The 6,288-nt window shown below is 69.2% G+C and carries 7 protein-coding genes; 5 read left to right on the forward strand and 2 right to left on the reverse strand.

Features of this window, described 5'->3' with window-relative positions:
* Positions 1 to 753 carry a 4-hydroxy-tetrahydrodipicolinate reductase gene (dapB, locus tag ACWC97_RS24425; RefSeq protein WP_385212131.1) on the forward strand — a complete coding sequence of 251 codons (753 nt, stop codon included), beginning with the start codon at positions 1 to 3 and terminating at the stop codon, positions 751 to 753.
* 12 nt (positions 754 to 765) lie between these two features.
* Complete coding sequence (locus tag ACWC97_RS24430; protein ID WP_352276454.1) at positions 766 to 1,227, forward strand: tetratricopeptide repeat protein; 462 nt, start codon at positions 766 to 768, stop codon at positions 1,225 to 1,227.
* A 40-nt stretch (positions 1,228 to 1,267) separates the two neighbouring features.
* Here ACWC97_RS24430 and ACWC97_RS24435 read toward each other — a convergent pair whose 3' ends face one another.
* Together ACWC97_RS24435 and ACWC97_RS24440 are read right to left on the reverse strand one after the other, a co-directional pair.
* Positions 1,268 to 1,819: a hypothetical protein gene (locus ACWC97_RS24435; RefSeq protein ID WP_352276455.1), complete on the reverse strand. Its 552-nt coding sequence runs from the start codon at positions 1,817 to 1,819 to the stop codon at positions 1,268 to 1,270.
* Between the two features lie 93 nt (positions 1,820 to 1,912).
* Positions 1,913 to 2,152 carry a hypothetical protein gene (locus ACWC97_RS24440; RefSeq protein WP_352276456.1) on the reverse strand — a complete coding sequence of 80 codons (240 nt, stop codon included), beginning with the start codon at positions 2,150 to 2,152 and terminating at the stop codon, positions 1,913 to 1,915.
* Positions 2,153 to 2,337: 185 nt separating this feature from the next.
* Between ACWC97_RS24440 and thyX the strand changes: the two genes are divergently transcribed.
* From thyX to ACWC97_RS24455, 3 genes are all read left to right on the forward strand, one after another.
* Complete coding sequence (gene thyX, locus ACWC97_RS24445) at positions 2,338 to 3,075, forward strand: FAD-dependent thymidylate synthase (RefSeq protein WP_352276458.1); 738 nt, start codon at positions 2,338 to 2,340, stop codon at positions 3,073 to 3,075.
* A 149-nt stretch (positions 3,076 to 3,224) separates the two neighbouring features.
* Positions 3,225 to 4,124: a 4-hydroxy-tetrahydrodipicolinate synthase gene (dapA, locus tag ACWC97_RS24450; protein ID WP_352276460.1), complete on the forward strand. Its 900-nt coding sequence runs from the start codon at positions 3,225 to 3,227 to the stop codon at positions 4,122 to 4,124.
* Between the two features lie 128 nt (positions 4,125 to 4,252).
* Positions 4,253 to 5,938: a ribonuclease J gene (locus ACWC97_RS24455; protein WP_352276461.1), complete on the forward strand. Its 1,686-nt coding sequence runs from the start codon at positions 4,253 to 4,255 to the stop codon at positions 5,936 to 5,938.
* The last annotated feature ends 350 nt before the right edge of the window (positions 5,939 to 6,288 follow it).

The raw sequence follows: 6,288 nt of genomic DNA on the forward strand, positions 1-6,288 counted from the left end.
ATGAGCAAGCTGCGCGTGGCCGTTCTCGGCGCCAGGGGCCGGATCGGCTCCGAGGCGGTACGAGCCGTCGAGGCCGCCGACGACATGGAGCTGGTGGCCGCCCTCGGCCGGGGCGACTCGCTGGAGACCCTCACGGAATCCGGAGCCCAGGCCGTCGTCGAGCTCACCACCCCCGCGTCGGTGATGGACAACCTCGAATTCTGTGTCCGGCACGGCATCCACGCCGTCGTCGGCACCACGGGCTGGACCGACGAACGGCTCGCGCGGCTGAACGGATGGCTCGCCGCCTCCCCGGCGACCGGTGTGCTCATCGCGCCGAACTTCTCCATCGGCGCCGTCCTCACCATGAAGTTCGCGGAGCAGGCCGCCCGCTACTTCGAGTCCGTCGAGGTCATCGAGCTGCACCACCCCAACAAGGTCGACGCCCCCTCGGGCACCGCCACCCGCACCGCCCAGCTGATCGCCGGGGCCCGCCGCGCGGCCGGCCTCGGCGACCAGCCGGACGCCACCGCCACCGCCCTGGACGGTGCCCGCGGCGCCGACGTCGACGGCGTACCGGTCCATGCGGTCCGGCTCCGGGGCCTGCTCGCCCACCAGGAGGTGCTGCTCGGCGGGGAGGGCGAGACCCTCACCATCCGCCACGACTCCCTGCACCACAGCAGCTTCATGCCGGGCATCCTGCTCGGCACCCGCCGCGTGGTGACCACTCCCGGCCTCACGTTCGGCCTGGAACACTTCCTCGACCTGAACTGACTGAGCCCTGCCATGCGCGCAAAGATCACCTACTTCGTCACCGCCGCCGTCCTGGTCTTCTACTTCGTCCTGGTCGGCAGTCGCGGGTTCCTGCTCATCGAGCACGGCACCCCGCTGACGGTCACCTTCGGGGTCGCGGTGCTGATCCTGCCGGTGATCGGGGTCTGGTTCCTCTGGAAGAACACCCAGTTCGTCTCCCGGGCCAACGCGCTGGCCGCGCAGCTCGACGCGGAGGGCGGCCTGCCCGTCGACGAACTGGTCCGCACCGCGTCCGGCCGGATCGACCGCGATTCGGCCGACGCGGTCTTCGCCCGTCGCCGCGAGGAGACCGAGGACTCCCCGGACGACTGGCGCTGCTGGTTCCGCCTGGCCGTCGCCTACCAGGACGCCAGGGACACCCCGAGGGCCCGCAAGGCCATGCAGCGGGCCATCGCTCTGCACGGCACGGAGAAGGCCCGGCCCGGCACGCCCTGATCGGGCGGCGCGGGGCCGGGCCTTCCGGTCGTACGGGGCCTCAGGCCGGCCGGTACTCGTCCGCCCAGGCCTCGACCGTGTCCGCCGCCCGGTCGAAGGCCTCGGACCGGGTCAGGAAGTCGGCGTTGCTGTCGGTGAGCAGCGGCGGCACCGGCTCGCCCCCCTGGCGCACGAGGACCAGCGCCTGCCCCTGGACCGTCCGCGGGAAGCCGAGCCACTTGACCGGCTGCTGCACCGTGCGGACGGCGGTGACCCGGTTCCACGGCACGGTCACCGTGCTGAGGAAGCCGACCCGGCGCACGCCGTGGCGGCTGACCCAGGCACCCATCCGCAGCAGCCGCAGCGCACAGGCGATGATCACCAGAGCCAGCACCAGGCACACCGCCGCGCCCGGAAGCTCCGCGGCGAAGGCGATGATCATGCCTGCCAGCAGTACGAAGGACGCCAGCAGCAGCGCACCGGCCGCGGCCGCGACCCGCCAGGGACCGGGACGGTAGGGACGCCGCCAGCTGTCGTGGTCGTCGAACGGCAGCGCGATGTCCTCGGCCTGCGCGTCAAACGCGCGGTCGGCCGTCAGGAAGGGCAGGGGCACGTCTGATCCTCACTCACAAGCACACTCGATTGCTGTGCCCGGTGAGGCTACCGAGACGATCACGGCCGGACCACCCCAGGGGGCCCGTACGCGTCACCGCCCCTGGGCGGCCTCGGTCTGTTCCGTGTGCGTCGGCCCCTGGGCGGGGCTGAGCGCGGGCAGGCCGAGGACCACCGCCCCGACCAGACCGGCTATCACCGTCAACCCCACGAGGGAACGGGCGGTGAGCTGGGAGACACTGGGCCGCTCGCGCGGCGGCGGGGTCACATTACTGCGGAATCGGTCGCTCTCGGCCACGAACGAGAACGGAACGGATTCACGCCGGCGGAACATGAGGAGGATCTCCTTGAACTGTGCGGTGGATGCTGCTATTAGGTCAGACGAGCGAACGGGCTGATCGGTGCCCCGAATCGCCGATTTCGTGGAAGAAATCCCGGCACGGCCCTTCCGACCTGCTTGTCAGTGGCGGCCCGTAGAGTGGGCGCCGCCCGAGCGACGCGATTGGAAGGACCCCGCCGGTGACCGAGACCCCCGAGCCCGCAAAGCCCAGCTTCCGCAGTGATGTCACCGTCGAGCTGGTGAAACACGCCGCGGGCGACGCCGACGTCCTGTTCGCGGCCCGCGTCTCCACGGCCGGCGAGCAGTCCCTGGAGGAGGTCACCAAGGACCCGGAGCGCTCCAAGGGCCTCATCAACTTCCTGATGCGCGACCGCCACGGCAGCCCGTTCGAGCACAACTCGATGACCTTCTTCATCAGCGCCCCGATCTTCGTGTTCCGGGAGTTCATGCGCCACCGCGTCGGCTGGTCGTACAACGAGGAATCGGGCCGCTACCGGGAGCTCCAGCCGGTCTTCTACGTTCCCGACGCCTCCCGCCGGCTGGTCCAGCAGGGCCGCCCCGGCAAGTACGAGTTCGTCGAGGGCACCGCGGCCCAGCTGGAGCTCACCGGCCGGGTCATGGAGGACTCCTACCGCCAGGCGTACGAGGCGTACCAGGAGATGCTCGCCGCCGGAGTGGCCCGCGAGGTCGCCCGCTCCGTGCTCCCCGTCGGCCTCTTCTCCTCGATGTACGCCACGTGCAACGCCCGCTCGCTGATGCACTTCCTCGGCCTGCGCACCCAGCACGAGCTGGCCCAGGTGCCGTCCTTCCCGCAGCGCGAGATCGAGATGGTCGGCGAGCAGATGGAAGAGCACTGGGCCCGGCTGATGCCGCTCACCCACGCGGCCTTCAACAAGAACGGACGGGTCGCCCCGTAAGCGGTGTCCGTATTGCGGCGTTTCATGAAGTTCATCTAGGCTGATCAAACGGACCCGGCACTGCTTGAACCCCCGAGCAGGCAGTGCCGGGCTCCTTCTGGCTGCCCCGAGGGGGCAGTCCCGGCTGAGCAGCGAGTAGCGTGTTACCCATGGCTCCGATCTCCACTCCGCAGGCCCCCTTCGGGCGGGTCCTCACCGCTATGGTCACGCCCTTCACGGCGGACGGCGCACTCGACCTCGACGGCGCCCAGCGGCTCGCCACCCATCTCGTGGACGCAGGCAACGACGGCCTGGTCGTCAACGGCACCACCGGTGAGTCCCCGACCACCAGCGACGCGGAGAAGGACCAGCTCGTACGAGCGGTCCTGGAAGCCGTGGGGGACCGGGCCCATGTCATCGCCGGCATCGGCACCAACGACACCCGGCACAGCATCGAGCTCGCCCGCACCGCCGAGGGCTCCGGCGCCCACGGCCTCCTCGCGGTGACGCCCTACTACAACAAGCCGCCGCAGGAAGGGCTCCACCGCCACTTCTCGGCCATCGCGGACGCCACCGGCCTCCCGGTCATGCTCTACGACATCCCCGGCCGCAGCGGAGTGCCGATCGACACGGAGACGCTCGTACGCCTCTCCGAGCACCCGCGCATCGTCGCCAACAAGGACGCCAAGGGCGACCTCGGCCGCGCCAGCTGGGCCATCGCCCGCTCGGGCCTGGCCTGGTACTCCGGCGACGACATGCTCAACCTGCCGCTCCTCTCTGTCGGCGCCGTCGGCTTCGTCTCCGTGGTCGGCCACGTCGTCACCCCCGAGCTGCGCGCCCTGATCGAGGCGCACACCACCGGTGACGTCCAGAAGGCCACCGAGATCCACCAGAAGCTCCTCCCGGTCTTCACCGGCATGTTCCGGACCCAGGGTGTGATCACCACGAAGGCCGCGCTGGCCCTCCAGGGCCTCCCGGCGGGGCCGCTGCGCCTCCCTCTGGTGGAGCTCACCGAGCAGGAGACGGCCCAGCTCAAGGTCGATCTCGCGGCCGGTGGGGTAGAGCTGTAACCACTGACTTCACAACTGAATAAGCGAAGAACACCCGCAAGTACGACACCCAGACAACAGCAAGTGCACGAATGACATGCGCGCCACGTGCCCAAGCGGTACGTGGCGTGCGTGGTAAGGAGAGTCTTTTGAGTCATCCGCATCCCGAACTCGGCACCCCGCCGAAGCTCCCGAAGGGCGGACTGCGCGTCACCCCGCTCGGCGGCCTCGGTGAGATCGGCCGCAACATGACGGTCTTCGAGTACGGCGGCCGCCTGCTCATCGTCGACTGCGGCGTCCTCTTCCCCGAGGAGGAGCAGCCCGGCGTCGACCTGATCCTTCCGGACTTCTCGACGATCCGGGACCGCCTCGACGACATCGAGGGCATCGTCCTCACGCACGGCCACGAGGACCACATCGGCGGTGTCCCGTACCTGCTGCGCCTGAAGCCGGACATCCCGCTGATCGGTTCCAAGCTGACCCTCGCGCTCATCGAGGCGAAGCTCCAGGAGCACCGCATCCGTCCGTACACCCTTGAGGTGGCGGAGGGGCAGCGCGAGCGCATCGGCGTCTTCGACTGCGAGTTCATCGCGGTCAACCACTCGATCCCGGACGCGCTCGCGGTCGCCATCCGCACCCCCGCGGGCCTGGCCGTGGCGACCGGCGACTTCAAGATGGACCAGCTCCCGCTGGACGGCCGCCTCACCGACCTGCACGCCTTCGCCCGGCTGAGCGAGGAGGGCATCGACCTCCTCCTCTCCGACTCGACGAACGCGGAGGTCCCCGGCTTCGTACCGCCCGAGCGCGACATCTCCAACGTCCTGCGCACGGTCTTCGCCAACGCCCAGAAGCGCATCATCGTGGCGAGCTTCGCCAGCCACGTCCACCGCATCCAGCAGATCCTCGACGCGGCGCACGAGTACGGCCGCAGGGTCGCCTTCGTCGGCCGGTCCATGGTCCGCAACATGGGCATCGCCCGGGACCTGGGCTATCTGAACGTCCCGGCTGGGCTGATCGTCGACGTACGGACCCTCGACGACCTGCCGGACGACGAGGTCGTGCTGGTGTGCACCGGTTCCCAGGGCGAGCCGATGGCCGCGCTGTCCCGGATGGCCAACCGCGACCACCAGATCCGGATCGTCCCGGGTGACACGGTGATCCTCGCGTCGTCGCTGATCCCGGGCAACGAGAACGCGGTCTACCGCGTGATCAACGGCCTGACGCGCTGGGGCGCCAACGTCGTCCACAAGGGCAACGCCAAGGTCCACGTCTCGGGCCACGCCTCGGCGGGCGAGCTGCTGTACTTCTACAACATCTGCCGTCCGAAGAACCTGATGCCGGTCCACGGCGAATGGCGCCACCTGCGCGCCAACGCGGAACTCGGCGCGCTCACCGGAGTGCCCAAGGACCACATCGTGATCGCCGAGGACGGCGTCGTCGTCGACCTGGTCGACGGCCGGGCCAAGATCGTCGGCAAGGTCCAGGCCGGCTACGTGTACGTCGACGGCCTCTCCGTCGGTGACGTCACCGAGAGCTCGCTCAAGGACCGCCGCATCCTCGGCGACGAGGGCATCATCTCGGTCTTCATCGTGGTGGACAGCTCCACCGGCAAGATCGTGGCCGGCCCCCACATCCATGCCCGGGGCTCCGGCATCGACGACGCGGCGTTCAACGCCGTCGCGCCGAAGATCGAGGAAGCGATCAACAAGTCCGCGCAGGACGGCGTGATGGAGCCGCACCAGCTCCAGCAGCTCGTCCGCCGCACGGTGGGCAAGTGGGTCTCCGACACCTACCGCCGCCGGCCGATGATCCTCCCGGTCGTCGTCGAGGTCTGACCCCGACCGGTACGGACACGGGAGCGGGGCCCCGATTTGCATCGGGCGCCCCGCTCCAGTACGTTTACGGCTCCGCCTGAACGGGAACAGCCGCGCACACCTGTGTGCCCGGGCTGGAGCCGGACGGGGCGGGAATTCCGACTCAGAATCTCTGATAAAGTCGGATCCGCCGAAAGGCAAAGACCTTCCAGCAGGTCACCGGAATTCAAATTCGGACCGGAAACGGAACGAAAAAGAGTCTGGTAAGGTTGGAACCGCCGGAAAGGGAATCGCGGAAGCGAGGAACTGGAAAGCGAAACCCGCTTCGACCGGGAATCGGGACTCGAAAGAGTCTGATAGAGTCGGAAACG

Source organism: Streptomyces sp. NPDC001108 (genome assembly GCF_053598535.1).

What these genes read in the sequence shown, in the direction of transcription:
- ACWC97_RS24440 (WP_352276456.1), bottom strand. Translation starts at nt 2,152, where the DNA reads ATGTTCCGCCGGCGTGAATCCGTTCCGTTCTCGTTCGTGGCCGAGAGC.
- dapA (WP_352276460.1), top strand. Translation starts at nt 3,225, where the DNA reads ATGGCTCCGATCTCCACTCCGCAGGCCCCCTTCGGGCGGGTCCTCACC.
- dapB (WP_385212131.1), top strand. Translation starts at nt 1, where the DNA reads ATGAGCAAGCTGCGCGTGGCCGTTCTCGGCGCCAGGGGCCGGATCGGC.
- ACWC97_RS24430 (WP_352276454.1), top strand. Translation starts at nt 766, where the DNA reads ATGCGCGCAAAGATCACCTACTTCGTCACCGCCGCCGTCCTGGTCTTC.